Genomic DNA, 19,072 nt, shown 5'->3' with positions numbered 1-19,072 from the left:
CCCGGCGGGAACCCGGCCGGGTCCCGGCTCAGCCCGTCAGCGCGGAGTTCTTGAGCACCACCAGCAGCACCAGCACGGCGCACAGCACCACGCACGCGGCGGCCTGGACCGTCGTACGGCGCTTCGCGGGGGCGTAGGCGTACGCGAGCGTGACGACGCCACCCGTCAGGAGCCCGCCCAAGTGGCCCTGCCACGAGGCGAATCCGGCCGAGATCAGCATCCAGATCAGGAAGCCGGCCATGAACCGGTTGACCGCCCGCATGTCGCGGCCCAGCCGCCGGTTGATGACGTAGAACGCCGCCGCGAGCCCGAAGATCGCACCCGAGGCGCCCACCGTGCCGGTGAACGGCGCGATCAGATGGACCAGGACCGAACCGCCCAGCGCGGACAGCAGATACAGCGCGAGATAGCGGGCCCGGCCGAGCTGTTCCTCCACGACCCGGCCCAGGTTCCACAGCGCGTACATGTTGAACAGGATGTGCAGCACCCCGAACGGCAGCGAACCGAGGGACGAGCCGCCCGGTGGCAGGTGCAGGAAGGCCCCGGTCAGCAGCCGGTACCACTCGCCGCCCACCACCCCGATCACATCGAGGCCGGGGAAGTCCCCGGACTCGTAGACGTACTGCTCGCCGGCCGGGCCGTTCAGCCCCGCGCCGAGCATCGCGAACCGGTCGATGATCCCCGGACGGATCAACTCGCCCAGGTAGGCGGCGATGTTGAGCCCGATCAGCACATACGTGACGACCGGCACCGCGGTCCGCGACACCGCGCCGCCGAACACGGTCCGTGCCTGCCGGACCGAGCGCTGCCCCTCCTTCACGCACTCCACGCAGTGGTGGCCGACGGCGGCCTCACGCATGCAGTCGGGGCAGATGAAGCGTTCGCAGCGGGTGCAGCTCACATACGTCTCGTAGGACGGATGGCGATAACAGGTGGTGACCGCGGCCTCCACGGCAGGCTCCTTCACGGGTGGGCGGACACGAGCGGCCGGTGGGGGCGGCGGCAGATCAACATAGCGAACACCGCCCGGCCGGGGCATGCCCGGGTGGCCTACGCTCAAGGGGCCCGGCACGTCGAGGATCGGAGACACCGCATGGCCGGCTCGCCCGCCGCCGCACCAGGTCCGGCCATCGGCCTCCACACGATCGAGGAGAGCGCGCCCGCGCTGGTCAGCCTCTACAAGAGCGCCGGGGTCTCGTTGACGAAGCACCGCATGAGCGGCGAGCGCGCCGCGGTCTATCTGGTGCTCGACTACTCCGGCTCCATGCGGGAGTACTACAAGGACGGCAGCGTCCAGGCCCTGGCCGACCGGGTGCTCGGCCTCTCGGCCCATCTGGACGACGACGGCCGCATCCCCCTCGTCCTGTTCTCCACGGAGGTCGACGCCGTCACCGACATCGCGCTGAAGGACCACCGCGGCCGGGTCGACGCGATCGTGGCCGGCCTCGGACACATGGGGAAGACCAGCTACCACCTGGCCATGGACGCCGTCATCGACCACTACCTCGACAGCGGCTCCACCGCGCCCGCGCTCGTCGTCTTCCAGACCGACGGCGGCCCGATCAGCAAGCACGCGGCGGAACGTTATCTCTGCAAGGCGGCGAAACTCCCCCTGTTCTGGCAGTTCATCGGCTTCGGCAACAAGCGGAGCAATCAGTTCGACTTCCTGCGCAAGCTCGACGAACTGGCCGTGCCCGCCAAGCGCGCCGTGGACAACGCCGGGTTCTTCCACGCCGGACCCGACCCGCGCCGGGTCCCGGACGCCGAGCTGTACGACCGGATCGTCGCCGAATTCCCGCAGTGGCTGGCCTCGGCCAGGGCCCAGGGGATCGTCAGGTGACCGCCCGGGTGCTGCGCGCGGCCGGCCGTACGGCCACGCCCTGGAGGAACGGCGGGGGAGTCACCCGGGAGATCGCGGCATACCCCGAGGGCGCGCCGATGGACGCCTTCGACTGGCGGGTCAGCCTCGCCGAGGTGACCGAGGACGGGCCGTTCTCCACGTTCCCCGGCGTCGACCGCGTCCTGACCGTGGTCGAGGGCGCGGGTATGGACCTCATGGTGGACGGTGAGCACCACATCGTCGACGAGCCGTACTGGCCGTACGACTTCCCCGGTGACGTGGCGACCGACGGCATCCTGCTCGGCGGCCCCGTCGTCAACCTCAATGTGATGTGCCGCAGGGGGCGGACGAGCGCGGCCGTCGCGGTGGTGCGCGGCACGGTCCGGCTGTCGGCGCCCCCGGGCGGGGCGGTGCTCGCCGTCGCGCTGGAGGACGGCGCGGTGCTCGACGGTACGGAGTGCGAACTCGACCGCCACGACGCGCTGTTGACCCGGGACGCAGCGGCGGGGGTGCTCCGGACCCACGGGTGGGCGCTGCTGGTCACGCTGTCGGACGGCTGAGCCGGCCGGGCCGAAGGACGGACGAGCCGGCGCGGGCCGGGAAAACACGACAGAAGATGGCGGGTATCCACGGTTCCATGGACGCATGACATCGAGTTCCTGGAAAGATTTCCGGTCGGCGGAGCCTGCCTTCGCCGAAACCGTCCGGGCCCGCTTCCAGCAGTACAAGCACCACGTCCTGGCCACCCTGCGCAAGGACGGATCGCCGCGTGTGACCGGTCTTGAGGTGGACTTCCGCTTCGGCGAGGTGTGGCTCGGCATGATGCCGGACTCGCGCAAGGCGCTGGACCTGATGCGCGATCCGCGGTTCGCGGTGCACGCCAACCCCGGACCGGACGCCGAGATGGCCGACGGCGACGTCCGGATCTCCGGCCGCGCCGTGGAGGTGACCGACCCCGCCGTACTGGCCCGCTTCATCGAGGAGGTGAAGCCGCCGGAGCCCTTCCACCTCTTCCGGACGGAGCTGACCGAGGTGGTGCGCACCGGGATCGAGGGCGGCGACACCCTGGTCATCCGGGCATGGCGCCCCGGTCACCCGCTGCGCACCTTCCGGAAGGGCAACGACGACCGCTCACCGCGCGAGGCATCCTGAAGGCCTGCCGGGCGCGGCCGGCCCGTCGGCGAGCACCCGCGCCCGGCACGCCCCCGGCGTCCCCCAGGCGTCCCGCAGCGGCCGCGCCTTCCGCAGCCACAGCGCCAGGTCCAGCTCCTGCGTGTACCCCACCGCCCCGTGCAGCTGAAGCGCCGTCCCGGCCGCCGCGTACCCCGCCTCGCCCGCCGCCACCTTGGCCGCCGCCACCTGCGCACCGGCGTCCGGCGCGTCCTCGGCGAGCGCGAGCGCCGCCCCGTACAGCAGCGGACGGGCGAACTCCAGCCCGATCAGGGTGTCGGCCAGCCGGTGCTTCACCGCCTGGAAGGAGCCGATGGCGGTACCGAACTGGGTGCGCTGCTTCACGTACTCGACCGTGGTCCGCAACAGGGCCTCGCCCGTGCCGAGCGCCTGTGCCGCCGTCGCGAAGGCCGCCCACCCGGCCGCCCGCGCCGCCGCCCCGGCAACCCGGGGCCCCGAGGCGAGCGGTTCCCCGCCGGGCGCGGGGCGCCACAGCCGCCGGGCCGGGTCGGACGACACGCTGAGCGCGCCGGGGCCGGGCGCCAGCCGCAGCTCGTCACCGGTCACCGTGAACACCGCGTCCACCGCGTCCGCGTCCAGCGCGTACGGCCCGTACCCGTCCGCCCGGAGCGTCGCCGACGCCGCGCCCGACGCCAGCCGGGGCAGCCACTCCTTCGCCGCCGGCCCGCCCAGCTCCGCCAGCAGCACCGCGGCCGCGACCGTCTCCACCACCGGCCCCGGCACCGCGTGCCGCCCCAACTCGGTGAAGGCGACGGCGATTTCGACCGGCAGCGGACCGACACCCTCGTACGCCTGCGGCACCGCCAGTGCGAAGACCCCCGCGGCCGCCAGCCGCGCCCACAGGTCCCTGCCCGGTCCGTGGTCCCCGGCGGCCCAGGCCCGTACCACCGAAGGGGTGTCCGCGGCGGTCAGCATCGCGTCCAGCGAGCGGGCGAACTCCCGCTGCTCGTCGTCCAGGAGGAAACGCATCAGCGCCGTCCCTTCGGCAGGCCGAGCAGCCGCTCGGCGATGATGTCGCGCTGGATCTCGTTGGTGCCGGCGTAGATGGGGCCCGCGAGGGAGAAGACGTAACCCTCGGCCCAGTCGGACGCGGCGAGTTCCGCGTCCGGCCCCAGCAGATCGAGCGCGGTCTCGTGCAGCGCGATGTCGTACTCGGACCAGAACACCTTGTTCAGGCTGGACTCCGCGCCGATGGCCGACCCGGCGGCGAAGCGGGACGCGTTGGCGGCGGTGAACAGCTGATAGGCGCGCGCCCCGATCACCGCGTCCGCCACCCGGTCCCGCGTCGCCGTGTCCGAGGGGTCGCCATGGGTGCGCCACAGCACGGCCAGCCGGTCGGCGGCGGCCAGGAAGCGGCCGGGGGAGCGGAGCGTCAGCCCTCGCTCGTTGCCCGTTGTCGACATGGCGATACGCCAGCCCCGGCCGGGCTCCCCGATGACGTCCTCGTCCGGTACGAACACCTCGTCCAGGAACAGCTCGGCGAAGGCCGGCTTGCCGTCGAGCCGTCCGATCGGCCGGACCGAGACCCCGGGCGCCGACAGGTCGAACATCAGATACGTCAGCCCGTGGTGCGGCCGCGCCGCGCCCGGATCGCTGCGGAAGATGCCGAACGCCCGGTCCGCGAACGCGGCCCGGGACGACCAGGTCTTCTGCCCCGAGAGCAGCCAGCCGCCGTCCGTGCGCACCGCCCGCGAACGCAGCGACGCCAGGTCCGAGCCCGACTCCGGCTCGGACCAGGCCTGCGCCCAGATCACCTCGCCGCTCGCCATCGACGGCAGGACCCGCGCCCGCTGCTCGTCCGTGGCGTGGTCGAAGAGGGTCGGGGCGAGGAGGTTGATGCCGTTCTGCGAGACCCGGCCGGGGCCACCGGCCGCGTAGTACTCCTCCTCGAAGATCAGCCACCGGAAGATGTCGACGCCCCGGCCGCCGTACTCGGCCGGCCAGGAGACCACCGACCAGCGGTCCGCGTACAGCCGCGCCTCCCACTCCCGGTGCGCGGCGAAGCCCTCGGCGGTCTCCAGCGACGGCAGCGGGGTGGCGGGCACGTGGGCCCGCAGCCAGCGGCGCGCCTCGTCCCGGAACTCCGCCTCCTGCTCCGTGCCCGACAGATCCATCAGCCGTCCGCCTTCTTCTTCATCGAGGCGATGTCCATGCCGCCCAGCGGATCCGCCGCCGTCTCCGCGTTGTGCGCGTGGGCGAGGTGGTGCAGTCCGAAGACGGAGTCCATCCCGGTGTGCATCCCCTGGAGGTCCTCGGCCTGGTTGACCGCGCGCTTGGTGAGGGCCAGCCCGAGCCGGGGCATCGCGGCGATCCGCAGCGCCAACTCATGGGTGGCGTCCGCCAGTTCATCCCGGTCCACCACCTTGTTGACCATGCCGACCTCGTACGCCCGGCGGGCGCTCATCCGGTCGCCGGTGTACAGGAACTCCTTCGCGATCCGGGGTGGCATCACCCAGGGATGGGCGAAGTACTCGACGCCGGGAATGCCCATCCGCACCACCGGATCGGCGAAGAAGGCGTCCTCGCTCGCCACGATCAGGTCGCAGATCCAGGCGAGCATCAGCCCGCCGGCCACGCAGGCGCCCCGCACGGAGGCGACGACCGGCTTCGGCAGCTCGCGCCACCGCCTGCACATGCCCAGATAGACCTCCGACTCGCGGGCGAAGCGGCTCTCCGCGCCGGTCTTGTCGGAGTGGTCCCACCACAGGCCCGCCCGGCGCTCGAAGGGCAGATGCGCGTCGCGCTCGGGCGTGCCGATGTCATGGCCCGCCGAGAAGTGCTCCCCGGCGCCCGCCAGCACGGCCACCTTGACCTCGGAGTCCTCGGCGGCCCGGTAGAACGCGTCGTCCAGGGCGTAGGTCATGGCCGAGTTCTGGGCGTTGCGGTAGCGCGGGCGGTTCAGCGTGAGGTACGCGACCGGGCCGCGGCGCTCGTAGAGCACCGGGCCGTCCCGGTGCTCGGCGGCGGAGGGGTCGTGGGCAGAGGGCATCGGCTCATCCTTCCCTAACAAGTGTTTGGTAGGTTAACGTACGGGCACGAGCACCGTCGAGGACCCGGGAGCCGGGACCGAGGAGGTACGGGCGTGAGCGCACCGCAGTACGTATCCGGGCACGGGCTGCTGGCCGGCCGCACCGCCGTGATCACCGCGGCCGCGGGCGCCGGCATCGGCGGCGCCACCGCCCGCAGATTCCTGGAGGAGGGCGCCCGCGTCGTCATCGGCGACGCGCACACCCGTCGGCTGAAGGAGACCGAGCAGGCGTTCGCCGAGGAGTTCGGCGCGGACCGCGTCGCCGCGCTGCCCTGCGACGTCACCGACGAGACCCAGGTCCGGGCCCTCTTCGAGCTCGCCGAACGGACCCACGACGGCCTCGACATCGTCGTCAACAACGCCGGCCTCGGCGGCACCGCCGAACTCACCGAGATGACCGACGAACAGTGGACCAAGGTCCTCGACGTCACCCTGAACGGCACCTTCCGCTGCACCCGGACCGCCCTGCGCTCCTTCAGGGCCGCGGGCCGCGGCGGCATCGTCGTCAACAACGCCTCCGTCGTCGGCTGGCGCGCCCAGAGCGGCCAGGCGCACTACGCCGCCGCGAAGGCCGGCGTCATGGCGCTCACCCGGTGCGCCGCGATCGAGGCCGCCGAGTACGGCGTACGCGTCAACGCCGTCGCGCCCAGCCTCGCCATGCACCCGCACCTGGTGAAGGTCACCTCCGCCGAACTCCTGGACGAACTGACCGCGAAGGAGGCCTTCGGCCGGTACGCCGAGCCGTGGGAGGTCGCCAACGTCATCGTCTTCCTCGCCAGCGACTACTCCTCGTACCTGACCGGCGAGGTCGTCTCCGTCAGCAGTCAGCGGGCCTGACCGTGCGACGGCACGGGACACCCGCGGCAGCGGCCGCCGGGCGGAGAATGGCCGGGTGCCTACCAAGAAGAAGCCCCAGGTGACCCCCTCGCCCGAGCGGCGTCGCGAACTGCTCGCCACCGCCGCCGAGGTCTTCGCCGCCCAGGGATACAACGCCACCACCGTCCGCAAGATCGCGGACGCGGCCGGGATGCTCGCGGGCAGCCTCTACTACCACTTCGATTCCAAGGAATCGATGCTCGACGAGATCCTCTCGACCTTCCTCACCGAACTCTGGGAGGGGTACGACACGGTCCTCGCCGCCCAGCTGGCCCCCAGGCAAACCATCGAGGCGCTCGTCACCGAGTCCTTCCGGGAGATCGACCGGCACCGCGCCGCCGTCGCCATCTACCAGAAGGAGGCCAGACATCTGGCCGACCAGCCGCGCTTCCAGTACCTCGCCGACTCCCAGCAGAAGTTCGAGAAGGCCTGGCTCGGCACGCTGGAACGCGGCGTCGCCGACCACAGCTTCCGCGCCGACCTGGACATCCGTCTCACCTACCGCTTCGTCCGCGACACGGTCTGGGTCGCGGCGTCCTGGTACCGGCCGGGCGGACTGCACAGCCCCGAGGAGATCGCCCGCCAGTACCTCTCGATGGTCCTGGACGGCATCGCCCTCGACACCTGACCCCACCCGCGCTCACCAAGGAGCAGCAGTCATGGCCGAGGCATACATAGTCGAAGCGGTACGCACCCCGGTCGGCCGGCGCGGGGGCGGCCTCGGCGCCGTCCACCCCGCCGACCTCGGCGCCCATGTCCTGAAGGCCCTCGTCGAACGGACCGGCATCGACCCGGCGGCCGTCGAGGACGTGGTCTTCGGCTGCCTCGACGCCGTCGGGCCCCAGGCCGGAGACATCGCCCGCACCTGCTGGCTGGCGGCCGGACTGCCCGAGGAGGTCCCCGGCGTGACCGTCGACCGCCAGTGCGGCTCCTCCCAGCAGGCCCTGCACTTCGCTGCCCAGGGCGTCCTCTCCGGCACCCAGGACCTGGTGGTCGCGGGCGGCACCCAGTCCATGACGCAGATCCCCATCGCCTTCGCCTCCCGCCGGGCCGCCGAACCCCTCGGGCTGGCCGAGGGCCCGTACGCGGGCAGCGAGGGCTGGCGCGCCCGGTACGGCGACGCCCCGGTCAACCAGTTCCACGGCGCCCAGCTGATCGCCGAGAAGTGGGGCATCGGCCGCCAGGACATGGAGGAGTTCGCGCTCCGCTCCCACCGGCGCGCGATCCGTGCCATCGACGAGGGCCGCTTCGCCCGCGAGACCGTCGCCCTCGCGGGCGTCACCACCGACGAGGGGCCGCGCCGCGACACCACCCCGGAGAAGATGGCGGGGCTGAAGCCGGTCCTGGACGGCGGCACCATCACCGCCGCGTGCTCCTCGCAGATCTCCGACGGTGCCGCCGCCCTGCTCATCGCCTCCGAGCGGGCCGTCGCCGAGCACGGCCTCACCCCGCGCGCCCGCGTCCACCACCTCTCGGTGCGCGGCGAGGACCCGATCCGCATGCTGTCGGCACCGATCCCGGCCACCGCGTACGCGCTCAAGAAGACCTCGATGACCATCGACGACATGGACCTGGTCGAGATCAACGAGGCATTCGCCCCCGTCGTCCTGGCCTGGCTGAAGGAGACCGGGGCCGACCCCGACCGGGTCAACGTCAACGGCGGCGGGATCGCCCTCGGTCACCCGCTCGGCGCAACCGGCGCGAAATTGATGACGACCCTGCTGCACGAACTGGAGCGCACCGGCGGCCGCTACGGCCTCCAGACCATGTGCGAGGGCGGCGGCCAGGCGAACGTGACGATCATCGAACGGCTCTGACCGCGGACCCGGTCCGGACCCGGCCGCCGGGCCGCCGCGGCACCGGTCGCGCCAAGGATTCCGGCGGTCTTTCCGGTCCGGCCCGGCCAGTTCCCGCAAGGGCAGGACCCGAATCCGCCGACCGTCCGCGCGGCGTGTTCCCACCGCTCGCCGACGGAACGTGCTACGGTTGCCGAGTTGCAGTTTTGGTACCCATGAACTTTATGTGCGCCTGACGGGAATGCTTCCTCAGGCGCATTATTGTTTTCCGGCTTTCTCCGGATGGGGCTCAATGCGGCGACTTGAAATTCGTAAAGTGCGGATTTCCGGCACTGCACCTCTTTTAGGAGAATGACATGGCTACTGGAACCGTGAAGTGGTTCAACTCGGAAAAGGGCTTCGGCTTCATCGAGCAGGACGGCGGCGGCGCCGACGTCTTCGCCCACTACTCCAACATCGCCACCTCGGGCTTCCGTGAGCTCCAGGAGGGCCAGAAGGTCTCCTTCGACGTCACGCAGGGCCAGAAGGGCCCGCAGGCGGAGAACATCGTCCCGGCCTAATCGCCGGACGCGTACCTCGCAACCGGGGCCCGCACCGTGAAGGTGCGGGTCCCGGTTTGTGCTGTCCCCGGGACATGCCGGAACAGACGCGCCCGCCCACGGCGCGCTCCCGGCAGCCCATGCAGTTCCCCGCAGTCCCACGCAGTTCTCAGGAATCCCCAGGACTCCTCAGGAATCCCCCAGGAGGGCAATTCCGTATGACCCGCTCCGAACGCCAGGACCGACCCGCCCGCAACCGCCCGTCGAGGGGGCGCGGCACGGCCCCGGCAAAGGCAACCGCTAAGGGTTCCGGCAAGGGATCCGGCAAGGCGTCGCCCCGTCGCAGGGCCACGCCGCCGCAGGGTGAATTCGCCCTGCCCGAAACCATGACCCCCGCACTGCCCGCCGTAGCGGCGTTCGCCGAGCTGGACATGCCCGCAGCCCTGCTGAAGACCCTTGCCGCGCAGGGCGTGACCGATCCGTTCCCGATCCAGGGCGCCACCCTGCCGAACTCGCTCGCCGGCCGGGACATCCTCGGCCGCGGCCGCACCGGCTCCGGCAAGACCCTCGCCTTCGGCCTCGCCCTGCTGGCCCGCACCGCCGGCCGGCGCGCCGAGCCGAAGGCCCCGCTGGCACTCGTCCTGGTCCCGACCCGCGAGCTGGCCCAGCAGGTCACCGACGCGCTGACGCCGTACGCGACGTCCGTGAACCTGCGCCTGGCCACCGTGGTCGGCGGCATGTCGATCACCAAGCAGTCCGGCACGCTGCGCCGGGGCGCCGAGGTGCTCGTCGCCACGCCGGGACGGCTGAAGGACCTCATCGAGCGCGGCGACTGCCGCCTCGACCAGGTCGCCATCACCGTCCTCGACGAGGCCGACCAGATGGCCGACATGGGCTTCATGCCGCAGGTCGTCGCCCTGCTCAAGCAGGTCGAGCCGGACGGCCAGCGGATGCTGTTCTCCGCGACGCTCGACAAGAACATCGACCGGCTGGTCAAGATGTTCCTGACCGACCCGGTCGTGCACTCCGTCGACCCGTCCGCCGGTGCCGTCACCACCATGGAGCACCACGTGCTCCATGTGATCGACGAGACCGACAAGAAGGCCGTCGCCACGAAGATCGCCGCCCGTGAGGGCCGGGTGATCATGTTCGTGGACACCAAGCGCGCCGCCGACCGGTTCGCCAAGCGGCTGCTCGCCAGCGGTGTACGGGCTGCCGCCCTGCACGGCGGGCGCTCGCAGCCGCAGCGCAACCGGACCCTGGACCAGTTCAAGAACGGCCAGGTCACCGCACTCGTCGCGACCAACGTGGCGGCCCGCGGCATTCACGTCGACGACCTGGACCTGGTCGTCAACGTGGACCCGCCGACCGACCACAAGGACTACCTCCACCGGGGCGGGCGCACCGCGCGTGCCGGTGAGTCCGGCAGCGTCGTCACGCTGGTGCTGCCCGAGGAGAAGCGGGACATGACCCGGCTGATGGCCGACGCGGGCATCGCCCCGCAGACCACCCGGATCAAGTCCAGCGACGAGGAGCTCACCCGGATCACCGGGGCCCGCGAGCCGTCGGGCATCGCGATCGTCATCGAGGTCCCGCAGCCGACCCCGCCGAAGCAGCGCACGCGCTCGGGCGGGACCTCGGCGGGCGGCACCGGCTTCCGCTCGGGCAGCCGGGGCCGTGGCCGGCGCGGCGGTGCCGGACAGGGCGGCGGCGAGAACCGCTCCACGGGCGGCGCCTCCCGCACCGCCGGTACGGGCGGTTCCGCGCGCGGCGCCGGCTCGGGCGGTGGCCGTGGCAACGGCGAGGCGCGCGGCGCGGGTGCCGGGCGTTCCGGGGCCGGCCGCGGCGGCGCGGCGGCGGGACGTGGCCGCAGGGCCGCGTAGCCGTACGTACGCACCGGCACACGGCGAGGGGCGCCCGGAGGGATCCGGGCGCCCCTCGCCGCGTCCGTGCCCGCCGGCTGCGCGCCCGCGGCCTGCGTGTCCGCACCAGTCGCCTGCGTGTCCGCACCAGTCGCCTGCGCGTCCGCGCCAGTCGCCTGCGCCGTCCGTCGCCTACGCGTCCGCGGCCTCCGCGCGGATCACCGTGCGCAGTGCCTCGTGGGCCTCGGCCATCACCCGTTCCACCAGCTCCGCGCAGCTGGGCAGGTCCTCGATCACGCCCGCCACCTGGCCCGAGGCCATCACCCCCAGGTCCGTCCGGCCGTCCACCATGGACGCCTTCAGGAGCATCGGGGTGTTGGCCGCCAGCAGGATCTGGCTCCACGACAGGTCCTTGCCGTGCTTCATCGCCAGGCCGTCACGCACCATCCGGGACCAGCTGCTCCCGGAGATCCGCCGGAAGCCCGCCGCCCGGCGCACCGCCTGGGCCAGCGCCCGGACCCGGCCCGCGTGCTCCAGTGCCGCGACCATCTCCGTACGCAGCATCCGGTGCGGCAGCCCGTCCACCGCCCTGGTGACCGTGATGTCCTTGACGCCCGCCGCCAGATACCGGGCCTTCACCGCGTCCGGCACGGTCGAGTCCGAGGTCAGCAGGAACCGGGTGCCCATCGCGATGCCCGCCGCCCCGTACGCCAGCGCCGCCACCAGGCCCCGGCCGTCGTGGAAGCCGCCCGCCGCGATCACCGGGATGTCCACCGCGTCGGCCACCTGGGGCAGCAGCACCGTGGTCGCCACCTCACCGGTGTGCCCGCCGCCCTCGCCGCCCTGCACGATCACCGCGTCCGCGCCCCACGCCGCGACCTTCTCGGCATGGCGCCCGGCGCCGACCGACGGGATCACGACCACCCCCGCGTCCTTCAGCTCGGCGATCAGCTCCTTCGAGGGGGCCAGCGCGAAGGACGCCACCCGCACGCCCTCGTCGACGATGATCCGTACCCGCTCGCGCGCGTCGCCCGCGTCGGCCCGCAGATTGACGCCGAACGGCTCGTCCGTACGGGACTTGACCTCCCGTACCGCCGCCCGCAGCTGCTCGGTGGTCATCGTCGCGGAGGCCAGGATGCCCAGCGCGCCGGCCCGGGCCGTGGCGGAGACCAGGCGGGGGCCCGCGACCCAGCCCATGCCGGTCTGCACGACGGGGTGGCGGACGCCGACGAGCTCCGTGAGCGCCGTCCGCATCAGACCCTGACCTCGCGGTCGCGGGTGCCCTGCGGGTCGATGACCTCGCGGATCAGGGCCAGCTCCTCGGCGGTCGGCTCCCGGGTGCACGGGACGTCGTCCGCGATCGTGAGCGCGAAACCGGTGGCCTCGCGGACCTGGCCGACGGTGACGCCCGGGTGCACCGAGGCCAGCCGCATGGAGCGGTCCGGGGTCGCGAAGTCGAAGACGCCGAGATCGCTCACCACGCGCGGGATGCGGTGGTAGCGGGTGGCCGACGGACCGGCCGCCGCCGCGCTGTCGTGGCCGACCCCGCAGACCATGTCGACGCGCTCGACGAAGACCCGGGTGGAGTGCCGGGGGATCCAGTAACTGACCGGGTTGTTCAGGGTGTTGACCGGGGCGCCGCGCACGCCGAGCAGCTGGCGGGAGGGTTGTTCCCAGTTGCCGATGCAGGAGATGTTCTGGTTGCCGAACCGGTCGATCTGGCTCGCTCCCATCATCACGTGGCGCCTGCCGCCGGTGACCATGGTGAGGTGCCGGCGGTAGGGCAGCCAGCCCTCCGTCGTGCCGTCCGGGGCAAGGAGCATCGCCTCGCCGTCGGTGAGCAGCAGATCGGGCGAGAAGGTGCGCCGGGCGAGCCGGGCGCCCACGGACGGGACGAGGCCCATCGGGCTGGCGAGCACCTCGCCGTTGTCGCGCCAGGCGTCGGCGCAGGCGATCACGCAGTACTCGGCCCGGGTGACGGCTGCCGGGTTCGCGGGCGCGTTCCTCGTGGTCATTTCTGCTCCTCGTGCCAGGTACGGACGGCCGACTGGTAGCCCTTCTCGTCGCCCCCGGCGGGCAGGAAGCGCTCGCTGAAGGCCGCCCAGGCCCCGGGGTCGGCGGCGGCGGTCGCGTACGCCTTCTGGAACGCCTCGTCGCGCGGATGGTCGGGCACACAGGAGGTGAAGTGCGCGCCGTTCGGGGTCTCGACGACGCCGGTGACGGAGTGGCGCCGCACGAGGAGGGTCTGCGGGGCGGCGTTCCCGGTCAGTTCGGCCGTCTCCACGAGGCGTTCGCAGGACACGTACGCGGCGTCCGCGGCCTCGCAGAACAGGTCGTCGAAGTACGGGTCGGGGCCGAGGTACTGGCCGTTGCCGGACCGGTCGGCGCGGTTCAGGTGGACCAGCGCGGCGTCCATCCGCAGCGCGGGCATCGCGACGAACTCCTCGCCGTCCTCGTACGGCGAGGTCACCGTGCGCAGGCCCGGGTTGACCCGCATCACGCCGGAGCCGAGACCGGCCCGCACGGGGAGGAACGGCAGCCGGTTCGCGGCGGCGTGCAGCCCCCACATGAACATGGCCTCGTCGATCTCCATCAGCTCGAACGCGCCGCGCTGGCGGGCCGCCCTGAAGTGGGGTTCGAGCGGGACCGAGTCGAGCGTGACGAAGGCCGCGACCAGTTTCCGGATCCGGCCGGCCGCGGCGAGCAGCCCCACGTCGGGGCCGCCGTAGGAGATCACGGTGAGGTCGGTGACGTCGGAGCGGAGCAGCGCCCGCACCAGCGCCATGGGTTTGCGGCGCGAGCCCCAGCCGCCGATGCCGATCGTCATCCCGCTGCTGAGCCGGGAGACGACGTCGTCGGCCGTCATGGTCTTGTCGGTCATGGTCATGCCTCCTTGCCGAAGTTCTCGCGTACGCGGTCGGCGACCCCGCTGAGGTTGGCCTCGAAGGTGAAGCCCTGTTCGAAGCGGTAGCTGCGGCGTACGTCCACCGGGTCTATGCCGTTGATGGCGGCCTTGGCCAGCCGGATCAGATATCCGTCCTTGCGGGCCATCTCGCCCGCCAGCCCCAGTGCCGCACCGAGCAGTTCCTCGCGCGGCACGACCTTCCAGACGGAGCCGTGGGCGTGCAGTTCGGCGGCGGTGGCGGTGCGCGAGGTGAAGTAGAGCGCCCGCATCAGATGCTGGGGCACCAGCCGGGCCAGATGGGTCGCCGCGCCGAGCGCGCCCCGGTCCAGCTCGGGCAGGCCGAACGTGGCGTCGTCGCTCGCCACGATCGCGTCCGCGTTGCCGACCAGGCCGATGCCGCCGCCGAGACAGAAGCCGTTCACCGCGGCGACGACCGGTACCTCGCACTCGTAGACGGCGGCGAACGCCTCGTAGCAGCCGCGGTTGGCGCCGATCAGGGCGGTGTGCCCGGTGTCGCGCTGCATCTCCTTGATGTCGACCCCCGCGTTGAACCCGCGTCCGGCGGCGGCCAGCACGACGCAGCGGACCTCGGGGTCGCGGCCCGCCGTGCGGAGCGCGTCGGCGAGGTCGTACCAGCCCTGAACCGGGAGCGCGTTGACGGGCGGGTGGTCGACGGTGACGAGCCGGATGCCCTCGGCGGGGCTTGTGGTGGAGACACCCATGAGCGAATCAGCTACCTTTCCACCAAACATTTGTTAGGTGTGGAAGGTAGCAGCCTGCCCCCGCATCGCCAATAAGGGGACGAGTAGGGAGACGAGTGATGACTGGTCTGTGCGACGGCCGTGTGGTGGTCGTGACGGGTGCGGGGCGGGGGCTCGGCCGGGCCCATGCGCTCGCCTTCGCCGCCGAGGGCGCGAAGGTGGTCGTCAACGATCTGGGGGTCGGCCCCGGCGGTGACGGCGGCTCCCTGGACCCGGCGCAGCTGGTGGTCGACGAGATCGTGGCGGCGGGCGGCGAGGCGGTCGCCCACGGGGGCGACATCGCCACGACGGAGGGGGCCGCCTCGCTGGTCGCGGCCGCGCTGGAGGGCTTCGGGCGGCTGGACACCCTGGTCAACAACGCGGGGTTCCTGCGCGACCGGATGCTGGTGAATCTGGACGAGGACGACTGGGACGCCGTGATGCGGGTCCATCTCAAGGGCCACTTCCTGCCGTTGAAGCACGCCTGCGCACACTGGCGGGCCGAGGCGAAGGCGGGCCGCGCACCGGTCGCCCGGGTGATCAACACCAGCTCCGGCGCGGGGCTGCTCGGCAGCGTCGGCCAGGGCAACTACTCCGCCGCGAAGGCCGGGATCGTCGGTCTGACGCTGGTCGCCGCCGAGGAGACCGGCCGCTACGGGGTCCAGGTCAACGCGATCGCACCGGCGGCCCGGACCCGGATGACCGAGCAGACGTTCGCGCGCACGATGGCGGCGCCGGGGGAGGGCGGGTTCGACGCGATGGCCCCGGAGAACGTGTCCCCGCTGGTGGTGTGGCTCGGCTCGGCCGCGAGCGACGGGGTGAGCGGGCGGGTCTTCGAGGTGGAGGCCGGCCGGATCACGGTCATGGAGGGCTGGCGGCCCGGCCCCACCGCGGACCGGGGCGCGCGGTGGGCGCCGGGGGAGGCGGGGGAGGCGGTACGGAAACTGCTCGCCCGGGCGGAGCCGGCGCAGCCGGTGTACGGGGCGCGGTAGGGCCCGGCCCGCGCGGGCCCGGCGGAGGGGCTCCGGAGGGACGGCTTCGCGGGTGTCGGTCCGGCGCCGGTGTCACTTTGTGCGCGGGCCCGGGAGGTGGCGCCGCACCTTGCCGCTGGGGTCGGCCGCCAGTTGCTCGGCCCTCCGGGCCACTTCCAGCGGGTCCAGGATGTTCAGGGCCCGCCAGGCCTCGGCGCGTACGCGGGCCCTGGGGTGGGCGGTGAAGTCCAGGATCCGGGGCACGTCGCACGCGCCGCCCAGGTCGGCCAGCCCGCCGAGCGCGCCGATGGCGGTCGCGTCCGGGACGGACGCCGGTGCCAGGGCGTCGCGGTACACCTGCGGCGCGAGATCCTTGTGCCCGCGGGCGTACAGCGTGGCGCGGGCGTGGTACCGGATCCGGGCGTCCGGGTCGAGTACGGCCCGTCGCACCTGTGCCTCGCCCCGAGGGCTGCGGGCCCTGGCCCGCAGGGCCCGCAGACGGATGCGGGGGCTGCTGCTGCCTTCGAGGAGCGGAAGCAGCGCGTCCTGCTGGGCCGGGGTCAGCCGTGAGGAGGTGGCGGTGCGGGCCGCCCACTGCCACAGGGCGGGGTCCCGGGTCGTGAAGGCGGCCCCGACGGCCGCGACCGGATCGGTCCGGGTGAGCCACCGCAGGCAACTCCCGCGCACCAGGGGGTCGTCCGAGCGGGCACCCCGCCACAGCGCGTCCGTCCCGGCGCGGTGGAGAAGGTCCTCCACCGCGGTCAGCACCCGGCCGGCCCGGCCGCGTCCGCGCAGTCCGTCGATCAGGGGGAGGAGCCGGACGAGGAGTTCCACGTGTTCGGGGCCCAGCCGGGCGGCCACCGAGCCCTGCGCGAGAGCCCGTACCTGTCCGACCGGGTCGTTCAGCCGCAGCAGGAGGAAGGGAATCGCGAAGGGGTCCTCGGTGGCGGCGAGCCGTGCGACGCCGGCCTCCCGCAGATACCCCGACCGGTCGAACGACATCAGCGCCGCCACGGAGGTGCCGTGCCGCTCGGCCGTCGCGTCGTCCGGCTCCGGATCGCCGGCCAGGGCCCCGGGACCGAGTGTGCCGAGACCGTGGCGCCGGCCGCGGTAGCCCGATTCGATCCGGATCAGTTCGTGCGGGGTCGCCCTTCGGAGCACGCCGTCCAGACGCCGCACCGCCAGGGCGGGATCCTCGTCCCACGAGAGGACCACGCGGACGATGTCGTCCAGAAGCGGCGCCCAGCCGGCCCCCGAGACTGTCACTTCCGTCCACCCCGTCCACCCATGGTTGTCACCGCTCCGCCCCCGAAGGGTACGGCCGGTGGCGCCGCCGGACGGGCCGTACGGCGCAGGAGCCGGGGCCGCCGGTCCGGCGTGGCGGCCCCGTTCAGGTGTCGCAGTCCAGCACGGTGCGGCACAGTCCGCACCGGGCGCGCACCCGGCCCCGTACCGGAACGCGGATGCGCTGGTGGCAGACCGGGCACGCGAAGGCGACCCGCGGCCCGTCCGGGCCGTCCTCGAAGGCGTACGGGAGACCGGGGTCCGCGCAGGTGCCCGGCCGGTCCAGGGCGTGCCGCCGGTCCCTGGCGTAGCGGCGGCGGCCCGCCCAGCCCGCCGCGGTGAGCGGTGGTTGCCGGGTGTCCTGGAGGGCCCGCGCGCGCCCCTTCGTGTAGGCCTCGTACGCCTGCGGGCTGGTGAACCACGGTGACGGGTCCTCGTCGAAGGCGAACGCCCGCTTGGCGAGGACGTACCCGAACTCCTCCGGGGTGAGGTAGCCGAGCTTCTGGCTGGAGACCCGGTCCTCCCGGAAGGCGTCGAGCAGCAGCCACCCCGCGCCCAGGTACGTGGTCACGGTGTCGGTGAGGATCTCGTTGTCCCGGGTGCCGGGGAACTCCAGGCCCAGGCGGTGCAGCAGCACATGCGTGACCTCGTGCGAGAGCGCCGCGCCGATGTCCCTGCGGTGGGCGCGGAAGCGGTCGTTGAGCTCGACGAAGTACTCGGGGCCGGCGGTCAGTTCGACCCCGGCTGCGTGCTCCATCGCGCGGAAGCCGACGATCATGCGGGCGTCCGGCAGATGGAGGTGCCGGACCACCGCCCGGGCCACCCGCTGGCTGCCGAGATACAGGTCGTCCTGGTCGCCGAAGGCGGCGTCGACGGGCGCGAGGCTCGTGGCGTAGCCGCGGACGCCGTCGTACGACAGCCGCCGGTACAGCGCCGTGATCGCGGACCGGACCGTTGCGAGATGCGGGAAACCGTGGACCACCGGGCTGCCGGTGCTCCGGCCGTCGTGCGCCACCTGCCACCCCCGTCCGCGAGGTCCGACCGGCTCCCACTGTAGCCGCAGGGCCGCAGATGATCTTGGCCGGAAAGTGATCCTTGTGGGGGTCGTGATCATTTCCCGATAATCCGAACCACGCCTTTGTCGGGAGCATGACTATCGGTGCGGTGCCTGCCGCCCGCGGTCGGCACCCGGCGCGGGCGGCAGGCACTCCCCACACGTACCCCCCACAAGCACCCCCCCCACGAAAGAAGGCAGTCTCTTGAAGCAGCTTCTGCGTGCCGTGAAGAGATGTTCCGTCATAGCCGCCGTGGTTCTCGCGGCCGTCAGCCTCCAGCCCGCCGGAGCCTCCGCGGCCCCCCAGCCGGTCGTCGGCGGAACCCGCGCCGCCCAGGGTGAATTCCCGTTCATGGTCCGGCTGTCGATGGGCTGCGGCGGCGCCCTCTACGCCAAGGACATCGTCCTGACCGCCGCACACTGCGTGGACGGATCGGGCAACAACACCTCCATCACCGCCACCGCGGGCGTCGTCGACCTGCAGTCCTCCAGCGCGATCAAGGTCAAGTCCACCAAGGTCCTCCAGGCCCCCGGCTACAACGGCGCGGGCAAGGACTGGGCGCTCATCAAGCTCGCCAAGCCCATCGACCTGCCGACCCTGAAGATCGCCACCACCACCGCGTACAACAACGGCGACTTCAACATCGCCGGCTGGGGCGCGGCCACCGAGGGCGGCGCCCAGCAGCGCTACCTGCTCAAGGCCTCCGTGCCGTTCGTCTCCGACGCCGACTGCGAGGCCGCGTACGGCAGCGACCTCGTCCCCGGTGACGAGATCTGCGCCGGGCTGATCGACACCGGCGGCGTCGACACCTGCCAGGGCGACTCCGGCGGCCCCATGTTCCGCAAGGACAACGCCGGAGCCTGGATCCAGGTCGGCATCGTCAGCTGGGGCCAGGGCTGCGCCGAACCCGGCTACCCCGGCGTGTACAGCGAGGTCTCGACCTTCGCCGCCAACATCGCGTCCGCCGCGGCCACGCTCTGACCCC

Annotated in this window: 20 protein-coding genes; 10 read left to right on the top strand and 10 right to left on the bottom strand. The window is 72.6% G+C overall.

What is annotated here, in order from left to right:
- Positions 1-28 precede the first annotated feature (28 nt).
- Complete coding sequence (locus ACGF8B_RS14025) at positions 29-952, bottom strand: rhomboid family intramembrane serine protease (RefSeq protein ID WP_392737818.1); 924 nt, start codon at positions 950-952, stop codon at positions 29-31.
- 141 nt (positions 953-1,093) lie between these two features.
- Between ACGF8B_RS14025 and ACGF8B_RS14020 the strand changes: the two genes are divergently transcribed.
- The 3 genes from ACGF8B_RS14020 (at position 1,094) to ACGF8B_RS14010 (ending at position 2,992) form a co-directional block, all read left to right on the top strand.
- Positions 1,094-1,840, top strand: coding sequence for a vWA domain-containing protein (locus ACGF8B_RS14020; RefSeq protein WP_392737816.1), 747 nt, complete (start codon positions 1,094-1,096; stop codon positions 1,838-1,840).
- Positions 1,837-2,400 (top strand): HutD family protein, encoded by a 564-nt coding sequence (locus ACGF8B_RS14015; protein ID WP_392737814.1) that lies wholly within the window; start codon positions 1,837-1,839, stop codon positions 2,398-2,400. Before ACGF8B_RS14020 ends, ACGF8B_RS14015 begins: the two co-directional genes overlap by 4 nt.
- Positions 2,401-2,485: 85 nt before the next feature.
- The gene (locus ACGF8B_RS14010) at positions 2,486-2,992 is read left to right on the top strand and encodes a pyridoxamine 5'-phosphate oxidase family protein (RefSeq protein ID WP_392737812.1); all 507 of its coding nucleotides are present in this window, start codon (positions 2,486-2,488) and stop codon (positions 2,990-2,992) included.
- On the opposite strand, the gene ACGF8B_RS14005 is transcribed toward ACGF8B_RS14010, so the two are convergent.
- The 3 genes from ACGF8B_RS14005 to ACGF8B_RS13995 are packed head-to-tail and all read right to left on the bottom strand — an operon-like array spanning position 2,972 to position 6,020.
- Entirely contained in the window at positions 2,972-4,000 is a 1,029-nt protein-coding gene (locus tag ACGF8B_RS14005) for an acyl-CoA dehydrogenase family protein (RefSeq protein ID WP_392737811.1), read from the bottom strand. The two genes, ACGF8B_RS14010 and ACGF8B_RS14005, sit on opposite strands and share 21 nt — an antisense overlap.
- A complete protein-coding gene (locus tag ACGF8B_RS14000) occupies positions 4,000-5,145 on the bottom strand; it encodes an acyl-CoA dehydrogenase family protein (RefSeq protein WP_392737810.1) in 1,146 nt (381 codons plus the stop codon). The genes ACGF8B_RS14005 and ACGF8B_RS14000 overlap by 1 nt, the downstream gene beginning before the upstream one ends.
- Positions 5,145-6,020, bottom strand: a complete 876-nt coding sequence (locus tag ACGF8B_RS13995; protein WP_392737808.1) for an enoyl-CoA hydratase — start codon at positions 6,018-6,020, stop codon at positions 5,145-5,147. The genes ACGF8B_RS14000 and ACGF8B_RS13995 overlap by 1 nt, the downstream gene beginning before the upstream one ends.
- Positions 6,021-6,113: 93 nt before the next feature.
- On the opposite strand from ACGF8B_RS13995, the gene ACGF8B_RS13990 reads away from it, so the two are divergent.
- The 5 genes from ACGF8B_RS13990 to ACGF8B_RS13970 all read left to right on the top strand — a co-directional run bounded on the left by ACGF8B_RS13990 (position 6,114) and on the right by ACGF8B_RS13970 (position 11,153).
- Complete coding sequence (locus ACGF8B_RS13990) at positions 6,114-6,896, top strand: SDR family oxidoreductase (protein ID WP_392737806.1); 783 nt, start codon at positions 6,114-6,116, stop codon at positions 6,894-6,896.
- A gap of 55 nt (positions 6,897-6,951) precedes the next feature.
- A complete protein-coding gene (locus ACGF8B_RS13985) occupies positions 6,952-7,563 on the top strand; it encodes a TetR/AcrR family transcriptional regulator (protein WP_365464899.1) in 612 nt (203 codons plus the stop codon).
- Positions 7,564-7,594: 31 nt separating this feature from the next.
- Complete coding sequence (locus tag ACGF8B_RS13980; RefSeq protein WP_392737805.1) at positions 7,595-8,752, top strand: acetyl-CoA C-acetyltransferase; 1,158 nt, start codon at positions 7,595-7,597, stop codon at positions 8,750-8,752.
- Positions 8,753-9,087: 335 nt separating this feature from the next.
- On the top strand, positions 9,088-9,291 hold the full coding sequence (locus tag ACGF8B_RS13975) for a cold-shock protein (protein WP_003969786.1): 204 nt from the start codon (positions 9,088-9,090) through the stop codon (positions 9,289-9,291).
- Between the two features lie 197 nt (positions 9,292-9,488).
- Positions 9,489-11,153: a DEAD/DEAH box helicase gene (locus ACGF8B_RS13970; RefSeq protein ID WP_392737803.1), complete on the top strand. Its 1,665-nt coding sequence runs from the start codon at positions 9,489-9,491 to the stop codon at positions 11,151-11,153.
- Positions 11,154-11,324: 171 nt separating this feature from the next.
- On the opposite strand, the gene ACGF8B_RS13965 is transcribed toward ACGF8B_RS13970, so the two are convergent.
- From ACGF8B_RS13965 to ACGF8B_RS13950, 4 genes are read right to left on the bottom strand one after another with little or no spacing between them, the layout of a single operon-like run.
- Positions 11,325-12,386: an NAD(P)H-dependent flavin oxidoreductase gene (locus tag ACGF8B_RS13965; protein WP_392737801.1), complete on the bottom strand. Its 1,062-nt coding sequence runs from the start codon at positions 12,384-12,386 to the stop codon at positions 11,325-11,327.
- Positions 12,386-13,147, bottom strand: coding sequence for a CoA-transferase subunit beta (locus ACGF8B_RS13960; RefSeq protein ID WP_392737799.1), 762 nt, complete (start codon positions 13,145-13,147; stop codon positions 12,386-12,388). Before ACGF8B_RS13960 ends, ACGF8B_RS13965 begins: the two co-directional genes overlap by 1 nt.
- Positions 13,144-14,013 (bottom strand): CoA transferase subunit A, encoded by an 870-nt coding sequence (locus ACGF8B_RS13955; protein WP_392737797.1) that lies wholly within the window; start codon positions 14,011-14,013, stop codon positions 13,144-13,146. The genes ACGF8B_RS13960 and ACGF8B_RS13955 overlap by 4 nt, the downstream gene beginning before the upstream one ends.
- Before the next feature lie 2 nt (positions 14,014-14,015).
- Positions 14,016-14,759 carry an enoyl-CoA hydratase family protein gene (locus tag ACGF8B_RS13950; RefSeq protein ID WP_392737796.1) on the bottom strand — a complete coding sequence of 248 codons (744 nt, stop codon included), beginning with the start codon at positions 14,757-14,759 and terminating at the stop codon, positions 14,016-14,018.
- Between the two features lie 98 nt (positions 14,760-14,857).
- Here ACGF8B_RS13950 and ACGF8B_RS13945 point away from each other — a divergent pair, with 98 nt between their 5' ends.
- The gene (locus tag ACGF8B_RS13945) at positions 14,858-15,769 is read left to right on the top strand and encodes an SDR family oxidoreductase (protein ID WP_392737794.1); all 912 of its coding nucleotides are present in this window, start codon (positions 14,858-14,860) and stop codon (positions 15,767-15,769) included.
- Positions 15,770-15,841: 72 nt separating this feature from the next.
- Here the strand turns inward: ACGF8B_RS13945 and ACGF8B_RS13940 are convergent, their stop codons facing one another.
- Together ACGF8B_RS13940 and ACGF8B_RS13935 are read right to left on the bottom strand one after the other, a co-directional pair.
- Complete coding sequence (locus ACGF8B_RS13940; RefSeq protein WP_392737793.1) at positions 15,842-17,014, bottom strand: hypothetical protein; 1,173 nt, start codon at positions 17,012-17,014, stop codon at positions 15,842-15,844.
- Positions 17,015-17,138: 124 nt separating this feature from the next.
- Positions 17,139-18,047, bottom strand: coding sequence for a hypothetical protein (locus tag ACGF8B_RS13935; RefSeq protein WP_392737791.1), 909 nt, complete (start codon positions 18,045-18,047; stop codon positions 17,139-17,141).
- Positions 18,048-18,291: 244 nt separating this feature from the next.
- Here ACGF8B_RS13935 and ACGF8B_RS13930 point away from each other — a divergent pair, with 244 nt between their 5' ends.
- The gene (locus tag ACGF8B_RS13930) at positions 18,292-19,068 is read left to right on the top strand and encodes a S1 family peptidase (protein WP_392737789.1); all 777 of its coding nucleotides are present in this window, start codon (positions 18,292-18,294) and stop codon (positions 19,066-19,068) included.
- The last annotated feature ends 4 nt before the right edge of the window (positions 19,069-19,072 follow it).

It is taken from the genome of Streptomyces sp. NPDC047917 (genome assembly GCF_043204345.1).
GTDB classification, from domain to species: domain Bacteria; phylum Actinomycetota; class Actinomycetes; order Streptomycetales; family Streptomycetaceae; genus Streptomyces; species Streptomyces sanglieri.
This window is presented reverse-complemented; position numbering and strand designations above follow the sequence as displayed.

Bases quoted from the DNA above. Each gene is read 5' to 3' on its own strand.
- ACGF8B_RS14020 (WP_392737816.1), top strand. From the start codon at position 1,094: ATGGCCGGCTCGCCCGCCGCCGCACCAGGTCCGGCCATCGGCCTCCAC.
- ACGF8B_RS14010 (WP_392737812.1), top strand. From the start codon at position 2,486: ATGACATCGAGTTCCTGGAAAGATTTCCGGTCGGCGGAGCCTGCCTTC.
- ACGF8B_RS14005 (WP_392737811.1), bottom strand. From the start codon at position 4,000: ATGCGTTTCCTCCTGGACGACGAGCAGCGGGAGTTCGCCCGCTCGCTG.
- ACGF8B_RS14000 (WP_392737810.1), bottom strand. From the start codon at position 5,145: ATGGATCTGTCGGGCACGGAGCAGGAGGCGGAGTTCCGGGACGAGGCG.
- ACGF8B_RS13995 (WP_392737808.1), bottom strand. From the start codon at position 6,020: ATGCCCTCTGCCCACGACCCCTCCGCCGCCGAGCACCGGGACGGCCCG.
- ACGF8B_RS13980 (WP_392737805.1), top strand. From the start codon at position 7,595: ATGGCCGAGGCATACATAGTCGAAGCGGTACGCACCCCGGTCGGCCGG.
- ACGF8B_RS13975 (WP_003969786.1), top strand. From the start codon at position 9,088: ATGGCTACTGGAACCGTGAAGTGGTTCAACTCGGAAAAGGGCTTCGGC.
- ACGF8B_RS13970 (WP_392737803.1), top strand. From the start codon at position 9,489: ATGACCCGCTCCGAACGCCAGGACCGACCCGCCCGCAACCGCCCGTCG.
- ACGF8B_RS13965 (WP_392737801.1), bottom strand. From the start codon at position 12,386: ATGCGGACGGCGCTCACGGAGCTCGTCGGCGTCCGCCACCCCGTCGTG.
- ACGF8B_RS13960 (WP_392737799.1), bottom strand. From the start codon at position 13,147: ATGACCACGAGGAACGCGCCCGCGAACCCGGCAGCCGTCACCCGGGCC.
- ACGF8B_RS13955 (WP_392737797.1), bottom strand. From the start codon at position 14,013: ATGACCGACAAGACCATGACGGCCGACGACGTCGTCTCCCGGCTCAGC.
- ACGF8B_RS13950 (WP_392737796.1), bottom strand. From the start codon at position 14,759: ATGGGTGTCTCCACCACAAGCCCCGCCGAGGGCATCCGGCTCGTCACC.
- ACGF8B_RS13945 (WP_392737794.1), top strand. From the start codon at position 14,858: ATGACTGGTCTGTGCGACGGCCGTGTGGTGGTCGTGACGGGTGCGGGG.